This window comes from Flaviflexus sp., from assembly GCF_041440645.1.
GTDB lineage: Bacteria > Actinomycetota > Actinomycetes > Actinomycetales > Actinomycetaceae > Flaviflexus.
Window position 1 is genome coordinate 20,220 of the sequence record NZ_JASDVN010000004.1, and the last position, 20,686, is coordinate 40,905.

General features: G+C 58.9%; 18 protein-coding genes. 10 read left to right on the forward strand and 8 right to left on the reverse strand.

Translation table 11 applies throughout. The features are described from left to right. Positions 1-107 precede the first annotated feature (107 nt). Genes QMB98_RS00400 through QMB98_RS00430 form a run of 7 tightly spaced genes read left to right on the forward strand, consistent with a single transcriptional unit; the run spans position 108 to position 9,600 of the window. Positions 108-626: an NUDIX domain-containing protein gene (locus tag QMB98_RS00400; protein WP_371683664.1), complete on the forward strand. Its 519-nt coding sequence runs from the start codon at positions 108-110 to the stop codon at positions 624-626. Continuing rightward, a complete protein-coding gene (locus QMB98_RS00405; RefSeq protein WP_371683646.1) occupies positions 623-2,659 on the forward strand; it encodes a DUF6049 family protein in 2,037 nt (678 codons plus the stop codon). The genes QMB98_RS00400 and QMB98_RS00405 overlap by 4 nt, the downstream gene beginning before the upstream one ends. A gap of 12 nt (positions 2,660-2,671) precedes the next feature. Further along, a complete protein-coding gene (murJ, locus tag QMB98_RS00410; protein ID WP_371683647.1) occupies positions 2,672-6,037 on the forward strand; it encodes a murein biosynthesis integral membrane protein MurJ in 3,366 nt (1,121 codons plus the stop codon). A 10-nt stretch (positions 6,038-6,047) separates the two neighbouring features. Then, a complete protein-coding gene (gene trxB / locus QMB98_RS00415) occupies positions 6,048-6,980 on the forward strand; it encodes a thioredoxin-disulfide reductase (protein WP_371683648.1) in 933 nt (310 codons plus the stop codon). Further along, positions 6,977-7,255 carry a thioredoxin family protein gene (locus QMB98_RS00420; protein WP_371683649.1) on the forward strand — a complete coding sequence of 93 codons (279 nt, stop codon included), beginning with the start codon at positions 6,977-6,979 and terminating at the stop codon, positions 7,253-7,255. The genes trxB and QMB98_RS00420 overlap by 4 nt, the downstream gene beginning before the upstream one ends. Positions 7,256-7,295: 40 nt before the next feature. Beyond that, the gene (locus QMB98_RS00425; protein WP_371683650.1) at positions 7,296-8,627 is read left to right on the forward strand and encodes a PLP-dependent aminotransferase family protein; all 1,332 of its coding nucleotides are present in this window, start codon (positions 7,296-7,298) and stop codon (positions 8,625-8,627) included. A gap of 13 nt (positions 8,628-8,640) precedes the next feature. Further along, complete coding sequence (locus QMB98_RS00430) at positions 8,641-9,600, forward strand: D-alanine--D-alanine ligase (protein ID WP_371683651.1); 960 nt, start codon at positions 8,641-8,643, stop codon at positions 9,598-9,600. A 10-nt stretch (positions 9,601-9,610) separates the two neighbouring features. On the opposite strand, the gene QMB98_RS00435 is transcribed toward QMB98_RS00430, so the two are convergent. From QMB98_RS00435 to rpmH, 8 genes are all read right to left on the reverse strand, one after another. Next, on the reverse strand, positions 9,611-10,672 hold the full coding sequence (locus QMB98_RS00435) for a ParB/RepB/Spo0J family partition protein (RefSeq protein ID WP_371683652.1): 1,062 nt from the start codon (positions 10,670-10,672) through the stop codon (positions 9,611-9,613). Further along, positions 10,672-11,631: a ParA family protein gene (locus tag QMB98_RS00440; RefSeq protein ID WP_371683653.1), complete on the reverse strand. Its 960-nt coding sequence runs from the start codon at positions 11,629-11,631 to the stop codon at positions 10,672-10,674. The genes QMB98_RS00435 and QMB98_RS00440 overlap by 1 nt, the downstream gene beginning before the upstream one ends. Before the next feature lie 1,475 nt (positions 11,632-13,106). Next, entirely contained in the window at positions 13,107-13,718 is a 612-nt protein-coding gene (gene rsmG, locus QMB98_RS00445) for a 16S rRNA (guanine(527)-N(7))-methyltransferase RsmG (protein WP_371683654.1), read from the reverse strand. Between the two features lie 5 nt (positions 13,719-13,723). Next, positions 13,724-14,311 carry a protein jag gene (locus QMB98_RS00450; RefSeq protein ID WP_371683655.1) on the reverse strand — a complete coding sequence of 196 codons (588 nt, stop codon included), beginning with the start codon at positions 14,309-14,311 and terminating at the stop codon, positions 13,724-13,726. Between the two features lie 37 nt (positions 14,312-14,348). Continuing rightward, positions 14,349-15,602 (reverse strand): membrane protein insertase YidC, encoded by a 1,254-nt coding sequence (gene yidC, locus QMB98_RS00455; RefSeq protein WP_371683656.1) that lies wholly within the window; start codon positions 15,600-15,602, stop codon positions 14,349-14,351. 3 nt (positions 15,603-15,605) lie between these two features. Continuing rightward, positions 15,606-16,016, reverse strand: a complete 411-nt coding sequence (gene yidD / locus QMB98_RS00460) for a membrane protein insertion efficiency factor YidD (protein ID WP_371683657.1) — start codon at positions 16,014-16,016, stop codon at positions 15,606-15,608. Continuing rightward, entirely contained in the window at positions 16,013-16,369 is a 357-nt protein-coding gene (rnpA, locus tag QMB98_RS00465; RefSeq protein ID WP_371683658.1) for a ribonuclease P protein component, read from the reverse strand. The genes yidD and rnpA overlap by 4 nt, the downstream gene beginning before the upstream one ends. A 15-nt stretch (positions 16,370-16,384) precedes the next feature. Beyond that, positions 16,385-16,522, reverse strand: coding sequence for a 50S ribosomal protein L34 (gene rpmH, locus QMB98_RS00470; protein WP_371683659.1), 138 nt, complete (start codon positions 16,520-16,522; stop codon positions 16,385-16,387). 384 nt (positions 16,523-16,906) lie between these two features. On the opposite strand from rpmH, the gene dnaA reads away from it, so the two are divergent. From dnaA to QMB98_RS00485, 3 genes are all read left to right on the forward strand, one after another. After that, a complete protein-coding gene (gene dnaA, locus QMB98_RS00475; RefSeq protein ID WP_371683660.1) occupies positions 16,907-18,442 on the forward strand; it encodes a chromosomal replication initiator protein DnaA in 1,536 nt (511 codons plus the stop codon). Between the two features lie 382 nt (positions 18,443-18,824). Next, positions 18,825-19,964: a DNA polymerase III subunit beta gene (gene dnaN / locus QMB98_RS00480; RefSeq protein ID WP_371683661.1), complete on the forward strand. Its 1,140-nt coding sequence runs from the start codon at positions 18,825-18,827 to the stop codon at positions 19,962-19,964. Positions 19,965-20,069: 105 nt separating this feature from the next. Then, on the forward strand, positions 20,070-20,686 hold a 617-nt coding region (locus QMB98_RS00485), incomplete at its 3' end, for a DNA replication/repair protein RecF (RefSeq protein WP_371683662.1).

Sequence of the window (20,686 nt, forward strand, 5' to 3'; positions counted from 1 at the left end):
CCAACTGTCACGTCCTTAGCTGAAAGGCGGGCCACGCCGGGATGGCCCTGCTGAGATAGACTTGCGCGAACATTATTACAGTTAAGAGTATGCCGATGCCGGGAGAGATGCCTCGACCCCGCGGCCCACAACCATGGCGCCGTGGTAGTTTAGCGACCCGAATTGGCTCCCGCCGCTCCTATCTTCCCGTCGTCAATGAGATGTCCGCGGGCGGAATCATCGTCAAACCCGTTGATGGCGTCGCCTGGGTGGCCGTCATCGCGCGCCGTAACCGTGGCGGCCGCCTCGAATGGTGCCTGCCCAAGGGCCACCTGGAAGGTGAGGAGACAGCGGAGGAAGCGGCCGTACGCGAAGTCTATGAAGAAACCGGCATCTTTGGCCAGATTCTCACCCACCTCGCGACCATCGACTACTGGTTTTCCGGCACGGATCGTCGGGTTCACAAGGTCGTCCACCACTTCCTCCTCGAGGCTCTCTCCGGCGAACTGACCACCGAGAACGACCCGGATCACGAGGCCGAAGATGTTGCCTGGATCCGGCTTGAGGACGTGCCGAGCAGGCTCGCCTATCCAAACGAACGTAGGATCGCTACGCTCGCCCGGGATGTGCTGACAGGTAAGCAGTGAAACGGGCGATCGCTACCGCGGCCGCCTGCGCCGCGCTCGTGTTCCAACCGGTACCAGCGGTGTCCGCACCGGACGATGGCTCGATCGAGATCGAAATCACGGAGATATCCGCAGTCCACACGCCCGGTGACTCCCTTCCCGTGACCATTGAGATCACGAACGAGGGTGAACGCCTCGAGGACGTTCCACTTCAGCTCGCGGCCCAGGGTTCCGTTCCTTCGTACCGAACCAACATTGTGGGTTGGCTTGAGGGCGACGCCCCATCAACAACTATGCTGACCCTGGATTCACGGACCGTCGACATCCCGTCTGGCACGAGCACCATTGAAATCGAGGTTCCGGCCGAGACCCTGACCTGGGGCAACACAACAAGCTCCTGGGGGCCCCGCGGAGTCGAGGCGACCCTCACCCTGAAAGAACCTGTCACCGACCGCACCTTCCTCATTACGGAACCCTCGTTCGAGATTGAGGGCATGGACTTCACCACCCTCATTCCCGTCACCGTCGGGGCCGAGGAGCTCCGTACCATTCCCACAACGGCGCAGCGTTACCAGGACTCTCTCGACGCTCTTGGTGACGGCACGATCTCTGACAGCGAGGAGCTGCCCGATCCCGTAGACGAGGCAGTCCAGCAGGCGGCCGAACGCGCCACCGACACGATTGACTCCCTCACAAGCCCCGGAATCACCCTCGCACTCGACTCCTCGCTTGCGGCGCTCGAGTACGGTTCCTTCAACATCACGGCAGGCGCTCTCGACAGCTTCACCTCTGACAGTGCTCACGAGCTCCTGCTCCTGCCCGGCCTGGACATCGACATGTCGGCGTGGGCATCAACCGGGACCGACCGCTACTTCAAGACCCACGTGGATCAGATGAGTCGCACCGCCGAGGCGCTCTCGCAGCGGGACATTGAGAGCCGCACCGACATTCTCTTCACCCCCACCGCCCCGTCGATGAGCACGATCCGTAAGGGGTTGGACAACGGCTCCTACACGGTGGTTCTCGACAACGAGCAGGTCGCTCCGTCAGATGATCTGTATTGGACACCGTCCGCCAACACGACCGTGACCGTGTCCGGCAACGACGTTCCCGCGCTCGTCACTGACTCACAGCTGTCCGAGCTTCTGATTGGCGATGGGAACATGTCGGAGCTCGACAGGCAGCAGATGCTTCTCGCCCTGACCGCCGTCCACTACCGCGAGCGCCCAAACGATCCCCGCCCACTCGTCATGAACGTGCCGCGAGCGGATGCTCAGGATGTCGATCTGGACCCCGTCAACGATCTTCTCCAGGTCCTTGACGATGCTGCGTGGCTCAACGGCACAACCGCTTCGGAGATTGAGAACGGTCCCGCGAGCACTGTCGGACGCAACGAGATCAGCGACCTTGAGAGCACGTATAATTCGGTGACGTCGAACGAGCTCCACACGCTCACGAACTCGGGTGAAGCGATCTTTGCCATCGGGGATCTCACGACCCACCCCCACATCTATCGCGATGCCGTTGAGGCGACCACGGTCATCGTTGGCGCGTGGTCTCTCACGACCATGAACGGGAATGCCTCCAACCGGGTACTTTCCTTGCAGGCCTTGTCTGTCGAGCTGGCCAACGCCCTGACGGTTCAGGAATCGTCAACGATCAATCTGATCTCCCAGGCCTCCGAACTGCCCGTGCACGTGACCTCCACACTGCCGTTCCCCATCACCCTGACCGTTTCCGTTGACAGCGAGGACCGCAGGCTCCGGTTCGAAGACGTGACCGCTGTCGTGCAGCCCTCGACGACGACAACCGTTGGGGTTCCGGTCCGTGCGATCGGGTCAGGTGACGTCACCATTCACGTCCAAATAACCGGATCTGAGGGTCAGCCGATCGGCAACGGGACGGAGATCAATATTCGTGTTCGCGCGGACTGGGAGAACATGGGAACCGCGATTGTCGCAGTCGGATTCTTTATCATCCTGGTCATCGGAATCATTCGTTCCGCGAAGCGTGGCAAGCGTAGTGAAGGCATCAGCGAGGCCGACACGTTATGAGAGGACTAGTTAGTGGCTAGCGGTGTTGCACGGAATTCAGCCGTGATGTTTGCGGGTACGTTGACGTCCCGCGTTCTTGGGCTCGTTCGTTCCCCACTCCTGTTCGGCATTGCCGTTGGTCTCAACTATCCCGCGGGCAACGCGTTCGATGTTGCCAATAAGCTCCCCACCCTCATCTACATGCTGGTGGCGGGCGGCGTCGTCAACGCCGTTCTCGTTCCCGCGATCGTGCGTGCTGCGAAGCGGGACAGTGACGGCGGGCTTGCCTACATCAACAAGATGGTGACCCTCGGGGTTCTCGTTCTTGGCGCGATCACGGCAGTCCTCACCCTTGCCTCCCCGCTCCTCGTGTCCCTGTTTGCCTCGGGGCTTGAAGGCGCCTGGTACAACCTGGCGGTGGCGTTCGCCTTCTGGTGCGTGCCCCAGGTGTTCTTCTACGGCATGTACACGCTGCTCGGGCAGATCCTCAACGCGAAGGAGAACTTCGGCCCCTACATGTGGGCCCCGGTTCTCAACAACATCATCGCGATCGCCGGCCTGCTTCTCATGCTCAACATCTACGGTGATGCAACCCCGGAGAACGCTCTCGATTCCTCCCTGTGGGATGGTGCCCGCATCGCCCTTCTCGGTGGTAGCGCCACCCTCGGTATCGTCGCTCAGGCAGCGGTTCTGCTCATCCCGCTGTACCGGATCGGCGTCCGGCTGAAGCCCGACTTCCAGTTCCGTGGCGCCGGTTTGACGAGTGTCGCAAAGTCCGGTGGCTGGGTCCTCGCCTCCATGGGTGCAGGCATGATCCCCACGATGCTGATCTCAAACGTCGCCTCCGTGGCCTCCCAGCGAGCCGTCACCATGGATCCCGTGGACGCTCTCGGTGTCCCCGGCAACGCCGCCTACACAACCGCCTACTCCCTCTATTCCCTGCCCACCTCGCTCGTCGTGGTCTCCATCGTCACCGCGATCTTCACCCAGATGTCGAACAAGGCTGCCGCGGGTGACATGGCGGGGGTGCGTCAAGATACGTCCCGCGCACTCCGCGTCGTTGGCATCTTCACCTTCCTCGCGACCGCCCTCATCGTTGTCCTCGCGACCCCCGCGGTCCGGATCATCAGCCCCGGATCATCGTGGGAAGAGGTGGCGTCGATCAGCACAGTTCTCTTGACCATGTCTCTCGGACTGGTTGGTGTTGGCGCGTTCACGGTCCTGCAACGCGTCTACTACGCGCTGGAGGATGCTCGCGGGCTGTTCTTTGTGCAGCTTCCCTTCTTTGTCCTGCACGCCGCCCTCATCATGTCGACGGTGATCCTGCCGGCACGGTTCGTCGTCGCGGGCGTTGGCGTGTCCATGGCGATCACGAACACCGTCACCTGCATAGCCGCGGCCGTTCAGATCAGGAGGCGGCTCGGAGGCATCGACGGCACAGTCCTGCTTCGAGCCCACATCAAGCTCACGGTAGCTGCGATCGTGTCCGCGATCGCTGGCTTTGCGACCCACCGCCTGTTCGGTCCCTTCAACACAGAGTTCTCTTTCTTTTCCGCGGTCCTGCGCATCATCGTCGTTGCCGTCGTCATGGTTGCCGTCTACGTGGCGATCATGTGGATGCTGAGAATGCCGGAGCTGAAAGCGCTCATTGGACCACTCAAGAACGTGTGGGCACGCCTTCGACGGCGACCCACCCCACAAACAACTACACTGAGCACTACCGAAACACCTCAACCTGACGGAGCTATCGTGGCAATGAACTTGGAAGCTGGTCGCCGACTTCGCGACCGCTACGAACTCGTGGAGCCCCTCGAGCAGGGAGACTCACTCGCAACGTGGCGAGGTATCGATACTGTTCTCGGTGCCGATGTTCGCCTCATTGTCATCCCCTCCGACAACCCCACGCGCGAAGCCACTGTGGATGCGGCCCGCCGCGGCGTTCTCGTTGAAGACGTTCGACTCATCCGCCTCCTGTCGATCTTCGACCTTGGTGGCGACTCGATCATCGTGACCGAACTGCCTCGCGGCACCTCGGTTGCGAGCCTCATCGAGGCCGGCCCCACTCCGGAGGATCAGGTGCGCGCCATCGTTGGTGAGACCGCCGGAGCAGTGGATGCTGGCGTGCGCCGCGGCGTCCGCCACCTCAACCTGCGGCCCGAGCTCATCAGCGTCGACAACGAAGGCGCCATTCTTGTTGACGGTCTAGGCATAGATGCCGCTCTCATGGGTGAGCACCCCAGCGATTATGACGGTCCCGAACTTGATGGTCGGGATGCTCGTAACCTGTCCCTCATCGCCGCCGCACTCGTTCTTGGCGAAAAGGCGCCCGAGGGCCAAGAAGACCAGGACGAGTACCTCCGCAGGGCCGGTGAGGGTCTGGAGGACAGCCCCCTCCACGATGTGCTGCTCGCGGTTGCTGCCGGCACCGGCCCGCGCTCCACGAGCGACTTCATCCGCCAGATCGTGCCGTGGGATCACGTTCATGTCGACCGTCTCCCCGAGGTTGACCAGGATCCGACGATCGCGATGACTCCGATCCCGGATCCGTTCGAGGATCCCCAGCCCACGAAGAAGGAGCAGGTTGCTCCGCTCGCTGCCGGTGCCGCAACGACTGCGCAGTGGCCCAAGCGCACCTCGGAAGAATCCGCCCAAGATGACACGGCGGATGTTGTTCCGCCACCGCCGGCTAACTCCTGGGAAGCCCTCCGGGGCGAAGAAGAGCCGAAGAAGCGCGGCATCAACACGACCGCGATCGTTCTCATCCTCATTGCCCTTCTCGTGGTTGTTGCTGGCGTCTTTGCTATCAACAACCTGACGCGTGGCACGGATCCCGTCACGATTGAAACGACGGACGATGAGTCACTCCCCGAGGATACCAATGCGCCCGACGGAGAGGGCGGTGAGCAGTCAACAGAACCTACTGAGGAAGAAACTGAAGAGGAACTTCCCGAGCCGGTCATCGCGTCCGCAACGCTCCTCAACCCTCAGGCCGCACAGCTCGACCCGACAACGGTCGATTCTCAGGACAACCCGGGCTCCATCCCCAACACCGTTGATGGCGACCCTGCAACAACTTGGTCGTCCTGGTGGTACTCGGATCCGGCCTTCTGGCAGAAGGACGGCATCGGAATTGAGATTACGCTCGCTGAAGAAACCGAAATAAACGAGGTCGTTCTCAACGTTGACGGTAATGGTGGCTTGGTCCAGTGGCGTGACACCGTTCGTGATGCTCCGAACTCTGGCCAGGTCATCGCGGAAGGCTCCATGTCGGCAGAAACCGTTCTGACGGCTTCGGAACCGGTCAGGACGCAGACCATCATCCTGTGGTTTGAGGACCTGCCCACCGCCAACTCAGACGGCCAGTACCGCATCGACATTTCCGAAATCACCGTTCGCTAGAAGGATCCCCATGATAGATATTCGTGACGTCATCATCGTTGGCTCCGGCCCCGCCGGATACACCGCAGCCGTTTACAATGCTCGCGCGGGCCTCAAGCCGCTCGTTCTCGCGGGTGCTCTGGATGCTGGTGGTGCGCTCATGACGACCACGGAGGTTGAGAACTTCCCGGGATTCCCCGAGGGCATTCTCGGCCCCGATCTCATGGAGAACATGAGGGAGCAGGCTGAACGCTTCGGAGCTGAAATCGTGTACGAGGACGCGATCGAACTCAAGCTCGAGGGTGACGTCAAGGAGGTCCGGACCGAGTCCGAAACCTACTACGCCAAGGCAGTCATCCTCGCCCTCGGTAGTGCCTACCGCAAGATCGGACTCGAAGGCGAATCGATTTACTCCGGTAAGGGCGTTTCCTGGTGTGCGACCTGTGACGGCTTCTTCTTCAAGAACCAGGAACTCGCCGTCGTCGGTGGTGGCGACTCCGCTGTGACCGAGGCACTGTTTCTCACGAAGTTCGCCACCAAGGTGACCGTCATTCACCGTCGCGACGAGCTGCGCGCCTCGAAGGTCATGGCCGACCGCCTCCTTGCGAATGAGAAGGTCGAGATGGCCTGGAACTCGGCCGTCACGAAGATCAATGGAACGCCCGATGGTCGCGTCGAGTCCCTCACCCTGGTCGACACGCAGACCGGCGAACAGCGGGACCTTCCGGTGGGCGGTGTCTTCATCGCCATCGGTCACGACCCGCGCACCGCGATCGTCGAAGGTCAGATCGACCTCGACGAGAACGGTTACATCAAGGTCGCGTCCCCGACGACTGCCACCAACATTCCCGGCGTGTTCGCCTGCGGTGACGTGGTGGACCACAACTACCGTCAGGCCATCACGGCCGCTGGTACCGGCTGTTCAGCCGCTCTGGATGCTGAACGCTACCTCAGCGACCTGTGACCCGTGAGGTCCTGTTCTTCACAGCTCCCTGGTGTGAGCCCTGCCGTCAGGCGGCTCCCATCTTCTCCGAGGTTGTAGCGGAGCTTGACGTGGTGGCCAGGTTCGTGGACGTCGACTTGAGTCCCGACCTGGCCGACACGTATTCCATCGATCGACTGCCGACGATACTCGTTCGCGCCGACGCCGATAGGGCGAGTATTCTGACAGGGTCCCGGCCGAAGGCCGAGATGCGCACATTTATAGCGAATGCCTTAGGTTCAGCCATGAATAGGTAAGGCCATGGCAAAATAGAGGCGGACTACTGAAGGAGTACATATGGCACAGAAACCCGATAGCAACAATTCGCGTTCCCGTGCCGCCGCCGGTAACCGACTCGACCCCTGGTACAAGTCGTACGCGGACCGTTCCCTTGGCATGAGGGCCTCCGAGGTCCGTTCCCTCTTTGCCGTCGCAAACCGACCCGAAGTTGTGTCCCTCGCCGGCGGCATGCCGAACATTCAGGGACTTCCCCTCGACTTCCTGGCCGAGATGTCGGCCCGCCTCATCCGCGATCGTGGCGCCAAGTTCCTCCAGTACGGCAGCGGCCAGGGTGAGGAAGAGATCCGTGAGCAGATCGTTGAGGTCATGCGTTACGACGGCATCAATGCCCACCCGGACGACGTCATCGTGACGACCGGATCCCAGCAGGCACTGGACCTCATGACCCAGGTATTTATCAACCCGGGCGATGTCATCATTGCGGAAGCCCCCTCCTACGTTGGCGCTTTGGGAGTGTTTAGGGCATACCAGGCAGAGGTCATTCACACGCCGATGGACGACAATGGTCTGATCCCGCAGGCTCTGGAAGAGACCCTCGTGGCCGCCAAGCAGCACGGCAAGCAGGTCAAGTTCCTCTACACCGTCCCGAACTTCCACAACCCTGCCGGCGTGACGCTGTCCCTGGAGCGCCGCCCCCAGATCGTGGAGATCTGCAAGCGCCACGGCGTCATCATCCTCGAGGACAACCCGTACGGCCTTCTCGGGTTCGATTCAGAGCCCTACCCCGCACTCCAGAGCTACGACCCCGAGGCCGTCGTCTACCTCGGTTCATTCTCGAAGATCTTTGCCCCCGGCTACCGGGTGGGATGGGCGCTGGCACCCCACGCCGTGACGCAGCGGCTCATTCTTGCCGCCGAATCCGCGATCCTGTCGCCCAACATGGTTGGTCAGCTCTCGATCGCCGAGTACCTGAAGACGTACGACTGGTTCCAACAGGTCAAGGAGTACCGCGGCATGTACCGAGAACGCCGCGACGCCATGCTCGAGTCACTGGCCGAGTACATGCCCACCTCGACGTGGACGATTCCGGATGGTGGCTTCTACACGTGGGTAACCCTCCCAGAGGGCCTCGATGCGAAGGCGATGCTGCCCAGGGCCGTGACTCATCGCGTTGCGTACGTGTCGGGTACCGCCTTCTACTCGGATGGTCAGGGCCGGAACCACATGCGCCTGTCCTACTGCTACCCCACTCCCGAGAACATTCGGGAGGGCGTGCGCCGCCTTGGCACCGTCGTGGAGGCCGAGAAGGAACTCGTCACCATGTTTGGTGCACAGAAGCGCCAAGACCACGGCGATACCGTAGAAAATCCCTCAAGCGAAACAATGTGATTCTGGAGAAACCATGACTGCACCACTGACGGTAGCTATTCTCGCGGGTGGACTGAACCACGAACGCGACGTATCCATCCACTCCGGTCGCCGCGTGGCCGGAGCCCTCGAAGAAGCCGGATACCAGGTGAAGATCCTCGACGTTGATTCCAATCTTCTCCAGCGCCTGTCCGCCATCGAGCCCGATGTCGTCTGGCCCCTCATCCACGGCTCGACCGGTGAGGATGGTTCCATCCAGGACCTGCTCGACCTGATCGGCATTCCCTACGTTGGTTCGAAGTCTCACGGTAGCCGCCTCGGTTTCAACAAGCCGATCACCGGCTCGATCCTCGAGGATGCTGGGATTGCCATCCCCCACTCCACCACCCTTCCCCAGTCCCTCTTCCGCGAGGTGGGCGCAACCGCGATCCTTGACCTCGTGGCCAACGAGTATGGTTTCCCCGTCGTGGTAAAGCCAGCTGCGGGCGGCAGTGCACTCGGTGTCAGCATCGTGACCGAGGCACGCCAGCTACCGGGTGCCATGGTCGATAGCTTCGCCTACTCCGATCGTGTGCTTATCGAGCAATACATCGAGGGTGCCGAAGTGGCGGTGTCCGTTCTCGAGACCGAGGAGGGCAAACCTTTCGCGTTGCCTCCGGTCGAGATCGTCACGAACGGACTGTACGACTACGACGCTCGTTACAACCCGGGTCGTTCCGAGTACTTCGTGCCGGCTCGTCTCGACGACGATCTTCTGGACAAGTGCATGGAGGTGGCGGTAACCGCGCATAAGTCCCTCCACCTGCGCCACATCTCCCGTTCAGACCTCATCGTCGACAAGGACGGTACACCCTGGTTCATTGACGCGAACTCCGCGCCCGGAATGACTCAGACATCGCTTCTGCCTCAGGCCGCTACGCAGTACGCCAAGGACAATGAGATAGCCCCCAGCGATCTGTACTCACAGATCGTGGAGGCCGCTCTCAACTTCTAGTCGTTGACCCTCAGGACTCCTGGGGGTCTTCGGTTACCTTTTCAACCGGAACTGAGAGCACGTCAAGAATCCTGTTGAGGTCCTCAATAGACCCGAAGTCCACGGTCATCGTTCCCTTGCGCGCGCCGAGCTTCACCTTCACGCGAGTATCGAGGCGATCCGACAGATCCTGCGATAGTCGCTGAAGCTCGGGTGCGACAGCAGTAGGTGTTGAACGATGCGTAGTGCGCTCACGGGGCTCATCACCCAAGGCAACGATCTCCTCCACGGCACGCACGGAGAGTCCCTCGGCGACAATGCGCTGGGCAAGCCGCTCCATAGCTGCAGCATCGGTCAGCCCGAGCAGTGCGCGAGCATGCCCGGCCGACAGCACACCCGCAGCAACACGACGCTGAACAAGCGGCGGTAGCTTCAGGAGCCTGAGGGTGTTGGAGATCTGGGGACGTGAACGCGCGATGCGACGCGACAGCTCCTCCTGAGTACACCCAAAGTCGTCGAGCAACTGCTGGTATGCCGAGGCCTCTTCCAACGGGTTGAGCTCAACCCGATGAAGGTTCTCAAGCAAAGCGTCTCGTAGGAGATCATCATCCGCAGTTTCGCGAACGATCGCGGGAATCTCAGTCAGGCCGGCCTGGGTGGATGCCCTCCAACGACGCTCACCCATGATGAGTTCGTAACCATCACCCTCAGGTGAATGACGCACCACAATCGGTTGCAGGAGACCGACCTCTTTGATGGAGGCAGAGAGCTCAGCGAGTTCATCCTCATCAAACACCGTACGAGGCTGGCGAGTATTGGCTCGAATGTCGCCGATCGGAACAACCGTGAAAGACGCACCAGGAACGGGCACGAGGCCTTCACCTGACTGTGCTGGGGCAGGTGCCTCCACCTCGAGTGCGGATACGTCCACGGGACTAGCAGCGGCCTGCTGTTCTACAGCGGGATCTTCATTCCCACCGAAGAACACATCGAACGCCTGGCTAGAACGCTTCGGCACATCACCCTCAACGGGAGCCTGTTGCGGGATGAGTGCTTCGATGCCTCGCCCAAGACCCCGGCGCTTCGCAGCCATTACTTAACTCCTTGCTTTGAAATTTCTAGTGCGGCCTGCTCATACGCGATCGCACCGGGTGATGCGGGGTCGTAAGTGATGACAGTCTGCTGGAACGATGGCGCTTCGGAAATACGTACCGACCGTGGTATTTTCGTATTCAGTGTAGACTCAGGGAAATGTCCCCTGACGTTCTGCGCCACTTCCGTCGACAGGTTCGTTCGACGATCGTACATTGTGAGCAATATAGTTGATACTTCAAGTTCTTTGTTGAGTGAGGACTGCACGAGCTGGATGTTGTTCAGTAGCTGGCTCAGACCCTCGAGCGCGTAGTACTCACACTGGATCGGTATGAAAGCTTCGCTTGCTGCAACCATCGCATTAATGGTCAGCAGGCCGAGGCTTGGTGGGCAGTCAATGAAGACGTAGTCAATCCTTGTCTTCTCCGACTGGGAAGTCTCAGCTAGGTACACATCGAGCGCTTCCTTGAGTCTGCTCTCTCTACGCTCTATCCCAACGAGTTCAATCTCTGCGCCGGAGAGTTCTATCGTCGCAGGAACCACCGCGAGAGTGTCTGCCTCCCGGCTAGTCTGAACTACTTCAGCGATCGTCATTTCCCCGAGAAGAACATCGTAGGTCGAAGCATCATCCGGACCATGCTCGACACCGAGGGCGGTCGAAGCATTGCCCTGAGGATCGGAGTCGATAACAAGGACATTCAATCCGCGCTTAGCCAAGGCAGCGGCGATGTTCACCGTGGTCGTCGTCTTTCCGACGCCACCCTTTTGATTCGTTACCGTCATGACTCGTGTCTTCGTCGGCCTCTCGAAGATCGCCTTATCAAGTCTCTGGCGTGCTGACCTTGATGTGGCAAGTTCATTCGCGATAGGCGAGCCACCAGACGTCGTTGCGATATTCTCGTAAAAGCCCGAGTTCTCAACGTTTCCTCGTGCTGGCTTCTTCTTGCGGGGATCCGCCATGCCTTCTCCTTTGTTGCCTGCAGACAATTCTACTCGGTAACTAGCCGGAGTTCTTGTTCGCCCCCAGTGTTTCACGTGAAACTTTTGGCGCGGTTCAATGTTTCACGTGAAACATCCTTTCGCTACCAATTTCCTGTATCCAACTATCAGACAAGTCTGAAAGAGGCATGTTGTTTCAATCAGCCGACCCGGTTTCACGTGAAACATCAGGCGGCTTTGCAACGCGTGACCACACAGCAATTTCAGGACCCACGCAAACTGGAACGACAGCCATTAGCCACACTCCGTTGGATTGAGGTGGCGTCGCACAGACAATCAGTTCGAGCATCTGCTGACCTGAAAGGACCCTCCTCTTGATTGCTTTACATGAAACCTACAACTAGAACTCTCGAGAAGTCTGGTCGTGTTAAGCAACCTTCTACCGCTGTGGCACCGCAACGCTTTACTTGAAAAGAGGTTCCCCCAGGCAACGTACATTGTCAAAGCACGATTGGCATCAACCTATGACACGATTCCACGACATGTTTCACGTGAAACATCGGCGCCATCAACGGAGCTCTCAATTCAATCGATGAACCGTTCCAAGTCAATAGTAGTCATTAACGACAACACGGCCGGCGCAATACTTGCTTGCGTGGCCCGACCACGACGCGAGGTACACCTTCTGATCCAACCTAACCGAAGGATTCACTCGCCGAAGGCCATCTGCATGTAGACGTCGGCGTTAACGGTGTTTCACGTGAAACATCCTAATACGAACAAGCCCGCATCTTATGACACCGTTACCTACACTTCAAACCTCACATCACTACAGGTAAAAGTCGAGACGCCAGACATCCTAAGCGGTTCCCGACTCAGCATCCCCAGCAAACATTTAAGCACTGACTCAGAGAGCCACGATTATCCGGAGCGTTGAGCCGACGTGAAGGCATACTCTTCAACCATGTTTCACGTGAAACACGGAGGACACACTGAGCGACCATTGACCCGTTAAGTACAAACTCGTACCGCAAGACATCACGTTCATCGTTGAGACCATCTCCGGCACGATTCTTTCTCGCCGACAGCTATAGTTCAAAGAAGAGAATCTCGGGATAGCCCATCCGACTAGCCTGTGCCGTCGCCGGCAGCAAGTTTACAATGGTGGACAGCCCTGGTCCCGCCCGCTTGCCTGCGCCGCGAGGCCTTCCGTGAGGCGGCTATCCTGCGAACCGAATGCAGACAATGATGGGACACTCGATCTCCGCAGACAGCAGAACGGCCCCGTCATCTTGGACGGGGCCGTCACGCGGTACATAACAATGATGGTTACGCCGACACGCTAAAGGCGTACAACTGGCTATCGAAATTCAAGGTTTGCCAATCGAAAATAGAGGACCACGGAAAAGCGGACTTCAGTAGAGCGCCCGGCAGACGTAGGGGAGAGGACAGAGCTTTACTATAGCACACAGTACTATAGCACTAGTTCTTCTTGGCTACGACACCCGGGTTGCTTCCTCCGTGCCGGGTACCTCCACAACGTGAAGATCAACCTTCGCGACCTTGTTCTTCCGGAGAGCGGACTGCGCTTCTTCGATTTCGAGTGCGGCCCGCTCGCCTTTTAGTGCAACTAGCTGACCGCCGCTCTTCAACACTGGCATCGCCATCGGCAGTAGCTTCTTCAATGCAGCTACAGCGCGAGCCGTAACTGTCTGGACCTGGAACTCACCGTGGAGGTCCTGAATGCGGGCACGGTGGATCGTGACGTTCTTGAGCTCGAGTCGGTCTCGGACTTCTTCGAGCCAGGTGACGCGGCGTTCCATCGTTTCGACGAGATGGACGTGGACGTCTGGTCGGGTGGTTGCCAGGACGATTCCTGGAAGACCGCCACCCGATCCAATGTCGATGCTAATGGCGCGCTCAGGGATGTAGTCGTTGATCGCCATGCAATTGAGGATGTGGCGGGACCACAGTCGGGGGAGTTCACGAGGACCAATGAGACCGCGTTCCTCCCCTTCGTTCCACAGCATGTCTGCATACGTGTCGAGGCGCTCCCACTGCTCTCCAAAGAGCTCGGGACCGTTGACTGGGGTATCGTCCTGGCGCAACAGTATTACTCGTCCTCTTCGGTCTCAGTGACGTCTGAGTTCTCGAGTTCCTCGTCCTCGTTGACCGAGTCCGATTCTTCGAAATCGTCCTCTTCAGGCAGTCCAATGACGACGTGGCGAGTGGGGCCGTAGCCTTCCGAATCAGAGGCAAGTCCGGCCTCTGCAACAGCGTCATGAACAACCTTGCGCTCGAAGGGATTCATGGGTTCGAGGGCCTGCTCTTCACCGGTCTCCAAGACCTCCTTGATCGCTGCCTTGGCGATCTCGGTGACGCGTGCGCGATGGTGTTCACGGTAGCCATCAATGTCGAGCATGAGGCGTGACCGTTCGCCCGTGGAGGTCTGTACTGCGAGGCGGGTGAGCTCCTGGAGGGCGTCCAGGACTTCACCGTTCTTGCCGACGAGCTTCTTCAGGCGCGGGTCAGAGCCATCGTCGGTCACGATGGCGACGCTGGCGCGATCAGCCTCGACAGTGATGTCGATATCTCCGTCGAGATCTGCGATGTCGAGGAGTTCTTCCAGGTAATCGGCGGCGATATCGCCTTCGGCATCAAGCTTCTTGACGAGCTCTGCGCGGTCGTTCGTTTCAGACATATCTATACTCTTCTATTCAAAAATTGGTGGTGCTGGATTACTTGCCTTGGCGCTTCTGGCGCTGGATGCGACGCTCTTCAGCACGGCGTTCTGCTCGGGCTGCAGCACGTTCGGCGGGGGTTAGACCACCCTTGTCCACGTGTGTATCGTCAGCGCTGGATTCGACCGGAGCTTCCTCTACCTGCTCTGGAGCCGGAGCTGGCGCAGCTTCCTTCTGACGCTGCTTCTTTGACTTCTTCTTGTTCGGCCGTGCTGCGGTGTCCTGAGACTCCGAGGGGGCTGGCTTCGGCTCGGGCTTGGGCTCCGGAATTGCCGTCGCCTGTTCCTTATCAATGCCCTTGCGCTTTGCTCGGTTCTTTCCGATGGGCTGCTGGCGCTGACCCTTAGGCTCCTCGACAACGACGGTCGACTCTTCCTCGGGGGACAGACCCTTCTTGATGCGACGCTCACGGTCACGCTTCTGCTTGGCGCGGTATGCTTCGGAACCCGGTGCGGGAGCCTGGGTAATCATGTAAAGCTGCTGGCCGAAGGACCAGATGTTCGAGATAACCCAGTAGACGAGAACGCCGATGGGGAAGGCTACGCCGGAGAACAGGAAGATGACCGGGAAGATGTAGATCATCATCTTCTGGGTGCGGTACATCGGGTTGTCGTTGCTCTTTGACGCATCGGGCATGTTCTTCGAGATCATCATGCGCTGCGAGAAGAACATAGTTGCCGACATCAGGATCACGAGGATCATGGCGACAATGCGAACAGTGACTTCCTCGCCACCACCAGCAGTGGGGTCGGAGAAGGAGGCCGAGAGCGGGGCCCCGAACACTCGGGACGCTTCGATCTGTTCGGCCATGGCCTGGTCGAGCGGACCGATAGCACCACGTGTTCCGTTAGCAATCGGAACGAGATTGTTGAGAACTCGGAAGAGAGCGAAGAAGATCGGGGTCTGGATCAGGAGAGGCATACAGGCCGCGAACGGGGACGTGCCCGCGTCCTTGTAGATAGCCTGCATCTCAGCCTGCATGCGCTGCTGAGAGTACGTGTCCTTCTTGTTCTTGTACTTCTTCTGCAGCTTCTGAAGTTCAGGCTGAATCATCTGCTGCGCCCTGGACGAGTTGATCTGCTTCTTGAACAGCGGCAGGATCAGGATTCGAACGACGATGGTCAGGCCCACGATGGACCAGACCCAGGCCGCACCTGCACCGTCGGGCATACCAATCGCGGTCAATCCCATGTGAACCAGGTTCATGATCCACGCAATGACCCACATGATGGGGTAGAGAATAGTATCCAAGGCTCAGTCTTTCCTTGTCTCGGAGTCACGCTGATTGTTCAGCATGTCAGTATTGGTTGGTTTCTGCTGTGCCTCGGGTGGCACGGTGTCCTCGCCTGAGTTGTTGTCTCTGGACGCAGCAGTGTCTGGTTCTTCTTCGCTCCACATTTCCATGAGCTCGTCATGACCCAATGGCTTGCTCGGCCACGCCCCCTTCTCGGGAACATAGTCGACCCCACCTTTGGTCCATGGGTTGCATCGAAGAATACGCCAGCTGGCTAACAGTGTACCCTTGACCGCCCCATGAATCTGAACGGCCTCAAGCCCATATTGCGAGCAACTCGGGTAGTACCGGCATCGCGGTGGAAATCGCGGTGAGATATCACGCTGGTACGAACGGATTGAGCGAATGAGTGCGCGGGAGATGATGTTCATCTCTGCGCCTTCACAGCACGGGCGTAGGCCCGATCGAACTCTGCACCGAGTTCGGATGAGGTCTTGCCGCGCGCGGATGGGAAGACTCGAACGACAAGCCTGTACCCGCTCGGGAACTCCGTCACCTTCTCCCTCAGGAGATGTCGGAGCTGCCGGGTGAGTCTGTTACGGATGACAGCGTTGCCAACGGTTTTTGGTACAACGAAGCCGACCAGGGTCGGTTCCTGGTCGGCTTGTGTGCCATCCGGTGACTGCAGATGAACCATGAGGCTTGTCGACTTGCCTCGTGATCCACCGCGAATTGTGGCTCGAAAGTCTCCGGAGGCCCGCATGCGATGGTGCGCCGGAAGCACGAGCCCTCAGCGAATTTAGGCAGAGAGCTTTGCGCGGCCCTTGCGGCGACGGCCTGCGAGGATTGCGCGGCCTGCACGGGTCGACATGCGCTTGCGGAAGCCATGTACCTTGGCGCGCCTACGGTTGTTGGGCTGGAAAGTCCGCTTCACCATGATGTTCTCCACTCGGTTGGATTCGGGATCGCCATTATGGATCGTCCGAATAGTTACGTAACTAGAAAAGACTAGGAAAAACCAGGACAAGGGTCAATAAGGGGTACCTCGAGGTGATGAGTTTCACCGATGGCAAGACCCTGAAATTTTGTCAATGGAGCAATTCACATCCGGTGAATATTGTTCATCCACAACTGTGTAATAACACTATTGTAATTTCTGACTTTTGCCAAAGCTTTGGCTGAAAAGTGTCATTCAAGTTTTTCCACAAGTGTGGATAAGTCTGTGGAGAAGTCGGTCTCACGGCGGTGGATAATCCCGATTGTCACCTACTATGGTGCAGATAGCCGCAGATCGCGGGAAGTTGTCCAAGGAGTTCATCGAATGTCAGATTCACGGCATGCATTGGAAGCATGGAATGCGGCAATCGAACTCCTTCGCTCCGAGAATCTGCTCTCCGACTCCCAGACAGCTTTCGTTCGCATGGCGCACCCGATGGCTGCCGTGGAGGACGTCTTCCTCATCGCCGTTGCCTCAGACTTTGTGAAGTCCTGGCTGGAAGAGAACACTCTCGAGATCATGACCGGCAAGCTGTCCGAGATTCTCGGTCGCAACGTTCGCGTCATGGTGTCGGTCGATTCCTCCCTGGGTGAGGCACCCCTGCAGCAGACTCACGAGACCCCGCAGCAGCCATCCGTGCCGGTTGATTCCACAAATAGTATTTCGACGCAGGGACACATTCACCAAGAATATGACTATCCCCAGTCAGTTCTGCCCACTCAGGTTCACGAGTCGCTATCGACCGTGTCGGCCGCGGACGCTGCCGCCGATGCCAGGCTCTCCCAGCCCGATGTGTCCGACCAAGCTCGTCAGGCGGCGGGCCTCAATCCGCGATACAGCTTCGATTCCTTCGTCATTGGCGAATCGAACCGCTTCGCGCACGCCACCTCCTTCGCCGTGGCCGAGGCGCCCGGAAAGTCGTACAACCCGCTGTTCATTTACGGCGATTCGGGTATGGGTAAGACCCACCTCATGCACGCGATCGGCAACTACGCCATGCAGCTATTCCCGGATCTCAAGGTCAAGTACGTGTCGGCCGAAGAATTCACCAACGAGTTCATTAACGCGATGCGCGACCAGACCCAGCCGGCGTTCAAGGAGCGCTACCGGACCATCGATATTCTTCTTATCGACGATATTCAGTTCATTGGTAACCGTACTCAGACGGTGGAGGAGTTCTTCCACACCTTCAACGCCCTCTCGAACGTCAACAAGCAGATCGTGATCTCCTCCGATGTGCCCCCGAAGGACCTCAACGGCTTCGAACAGCGCATGATCTCCCGGTTTGCTTCGGGAATCACGGCCCAAATTTCCCAACCGAACCTGGAAACTCGTATCGCCATTCTCGAGAAGAAAGCCAACTACGACAACATTCAGGTGCCGCGAGAGGTCAACGAGTACATCGCAACAAAGATCACGACGAACGTTCGTGAAATGGAGGGTGCGCTCCGGAGAGTGACGGCCTACTGCGGGATCTCGCGACAGGAAATCACCATTGGAGCAGCGGAAATTGCTCTCAAGGATCTCATCTCTGACAAGGACTCTTTGGAGATCACGGCCGGCCTCATCATGGCGCAGACGGCCAGCTACTTTGGTATGACCATCGAGGCTCTGACGTCATCGGACCGCACTCGGAACCTTGTCACTGCACGCCAGATCGCCATGTACCTTTGCCGTGAGCTTACTGATCTCTCCCTGCCGAAGATTGGCAGCCTCTTTGGCGGACGCGACCACACGACGGTCATGCACGCCAATAAGAAGATCAGCCAGCAGATGGCCGAGAAAAGAAACGTGTACGACGATGTATCGGCCCTCACAGGGCAGATCAAGCAGGCAGCCACAAAACCGGCGCGAGGCTAAGGAAATATCCACTTATTCACAATCTTCTGTGGATAACTCGGGAAAACTGAGCTGCTGTTGTGGATAACTAGCTCTTTCTGTGGATCCATGTTGAGAGCAAATGGCTCAATCCACAGGCGCCCCGATCTCTCCACAGGTTAATGCCCACGATCTCCACAGCGATTTTGTTGTCATTCTCGGCTAAAACCCTGATTTGCACATCTTCCACAACGCCTACTACCACTACTACCTAATAACAACAGTTAAAATTCTCCGAGGTAACAGGGACGAAAATGGCTCAGTCGTTTTTGGTGGAGCAGAATTCTTCTCCGTATCCGCATTGGGCTCGCAAGTCGCGTAAGGTTAGCCTAGTTACAAGCTTAATTTGAGGAAGGACTCTAGGGTGGAACTGAGGGTCGAGCGCGACGTGCTTGCAGATGCTGTCACTTGGGCAGCGAGAACCATTCCGAGCCGTCCAGCGATTCCGGTGCTCGCTGGCATCAAGCTCGTTGCCGACAGTGATGGCACATTGCGGGTTTCTGCGTACGATCCAGAAACAACTGCTCTTGTTGAGGCCGAAGCCAGCGTTGATGTAGCCGGCGAATGCCTCGTCAACGGCAGGATCCTCGCTGATATCTGCCGTAGCCTGCCGAATCGTCCCGTCGATCTCACTCTCGATGGCACGAAGCTCGAGGTCGTCTGCGGCAATGCGCGCTTTTCCCTGCACTCGATGGCTCTCGATGAGTACCCGTCGCTTCCCGAGACCCCCGCAGTCCTTGGCACCGTTGACGGTGGTGAGTGGCTCGAGGCCGTCACCCAGGTGTCGTCCGCTGCTTCAAACGACGAGACCCTGCCCCTCCTTGTGTCTGTCTGCATCGAGATCGATGGTGAGAACATCACCCTCATGGCAACCGACCGCTACCGCCTCGCCGTTCGCGAACTGAGCTGGTCCCCCGCCAAGCCCGACATCAGCGACCGCATTCTCGTCAAGGCTTCCCGCCTGTCCGACATCGCGAAGTCCTACGGTTCCGCAGGCAACATCAACCTCACGCTTGATGAGGTCGGTAACGCCAAGATGATTGGTTTTGAGGCTGTTGGTCGCGAGAACACGTCCCGCCTGATTGACGGCGACTACCCGCAGGTTCGTTCCCTGTTCCCGAAGGACATCAACGGCTACGCCGTCGTGTCCCGCACCGAGCTCCTTGAGGCAATCAAGCGTTCGAGGATCGTTGTGGAACGCAACGCCGCCGTTCGACTCTCGTTCACCGAGGGTCAGGTGACGGTTGAGGCCGGTCAGGGCAGCGACTCCGCTCAGGCGAAGGAAGTCCTTCAGGCAAACCTCAATGGTGAAGACATCGCCATGGCGTTCAACCCGTCCTACCTGCAGGACGCTCTGACCGTGACCCACTCCCCGTACGTGAGGATCTCGTTCACGCACGCCTCGAAGCCTGCCGTCGTGTCGGCCCAGGAAGAGGTCGGGGGTGACGATTCACTGGACTTCCGCGTTCTCCTCATGCCGATTCGAGCATTTGGTGTGAACTAGGTTGCCAGCAGTCGTCAATCATGGGGCCCGAGCAGGGCAGAAAGCGTGTGACACGTGTGGATTTCTCATCTCGCGTTAAACGACTTTCGCTCCTACTCCAGCGCCGTGCTTGAGTTCTCTCCCGGAGTCACGACGTTCATTGGTGAGAACGGGCAGGGCAAAACAAACCTCGTCGAGGCAATCGCTTATCTTGCGACCTTCTCGTCCCACAGGGTCGCGGCAGATGCCGCGCTTGTTCGCCAGGGTGGTGCAGCCGCGGTCGTTCGTGCGAAGGTGAATGATGCCGACCACGAGACTGTGATGGAGATTGAGATACTGGCCGGCAGAGCAAACCGTGCGAGGCTCAATCGCGGCAACGTCAGACCGCGGGATCTGCTTGGTATTGTCCGTGCCGTCACCTTCGCGCCGGAGGATCTCGCCCTCGTCACGGGTGATCCCGGCGTGCGGCGCAGGCTGCTGGATGACATTGCGGTGCAGCAGACGCCGCGGATGGCTGGGATTCGCGCCGAGTACGACAAGATCCTCAAGCACCGGACCGCGCTTCTCAAGGCATCGGCCACGGCCCGCCGCCGCAGGGAACCCATCGACACCGTGAGCTTCTCGGTGTGGAACGAGAGGCTCGCAGAACTCGGGGCAGAGATCATTGCGCACAGGGTGCAGATCGTCCGCTCCCTCCGTCCCCTGATTGCCGACGCGTACAGCAAGATTGGACCAAACAGGGG